1 protein-coding gene is annotated in these 1,198 nt (G+C 33.7%); it reads left to right on the top strand.

The window, feature by feature from the left end:
• Nucleotides 1–1,137, top strand: a 1,137-nt coding sequence (locus J3E06_RS08495) for a methyl-accepting chemotaxis protein (protein WP_259165089.1), incomplete at its 5' end; no start/stop codon positions are given.
• Nucleotides 1,138–1,198 lie beyond the last annotated feature (61 nt).

The following is a 1,198-nucleotide window of genomic DNA, read 5'->3' as shown; positions in this document are numbered from 1 at the left end:
GAATCATTCAACGAAATGGCCGATAACGTAGTTAAGTTGAATAAAACATTAGATATGGATAAAGCTAAGTTAGCAGAACTATTGGAAGAAGTAAGCTCTGTAATGCACGGTGTTGCAGAAGGAGACTTAACTGGAAGAATGAGTAATGCTGACGACGAAAAGAGTTTGGAATATGTTATAAACGCAGGTATTATTAGTACTGGTGAATTAATAACAGAACTCAAAGAAGAGATTACTATATTAGATAATGAAGTACATAAAATAAGAAAAGAACTTGAAGACGCTAAGGAAACGTCTGAACAAGTAAGTGAAGCAGCTTCACAGGTAGCCACCGCTTCATCAGACCAATCTATTAAATTACAAGACGCAACTGACCAGTTAGAATTAACCAGCCAGATTGCAAAAGATTTATACGGTAATGCAGAAGATACAGTACAGTTAAACACTGAAATTGAAGATAATTCACAATTAGGTGTAAAAAAAGTAGAAAACGCTGTAGTGACGATGCAAAAGATTACAAACGTAATCGACAACTTAGGTAAATCAATCGAAGAACTCGGCGAAGAAAGTAAGAAAATAAATGAAGTAACTACATTAATTAAGGATATTGCGGAGCAAACCGGTTTATTAGCACTCAACGCAAGTATTGAAGCAGCGAGAGCAGGAGAAGCAGGTAAAGGTTTCGCAGTTGTAGCAAGTGAAATTAAATCATTAGCAGAAGAGATTCAAAAGTCCGTAGAAGATATTAATAAAACAATCGTAGGAATCAACGGAAAAGTGACTACAACGATTAAATTAGGAACTACCGGACGAGAAGAAGTAGACAAAGGTGTAATTGCAATTGATGAAGTAAATAACGCATTCATGCAAATTAAAGAAAGCGTTAACAGAGCAACAGCTGCTGTAAACAACATCAAGGAAGATTCTAAAAAAGCAAGCGTAAGTACAGATGATGCACTTAGAAACGCTCAAGACATCGCTTCTATCTCAGAAGAATTCACAGCAACTGCTGAAGAAGTAACTGCTTCAACAGAAGAATTAGATAGAGTTATTTCAGAAATCGAACAGATTGCAAAAAAAGTTGTAGAAGTTGCAGAAAGAGTTGAAAAATCAGCTGAAAGATTTAAAATTGAATAATTAATTAAAATTATTAATTTTAAATCATTATTTTTTATTTTTAGATTATAGTTTTATTTTA

The organism is Methanococcus voltae (genome assembly GCF_024807655.1).
Classification (GTDB): domain Archaea; phylum AGJL01; class Methanococci; order Methanococcales; family Methanococcaceae; genus Methanococcus; species Methanococcus voltae_D.
This window is presented reverse-complemented; position numbering and strand designations above follow the sequence as displayed.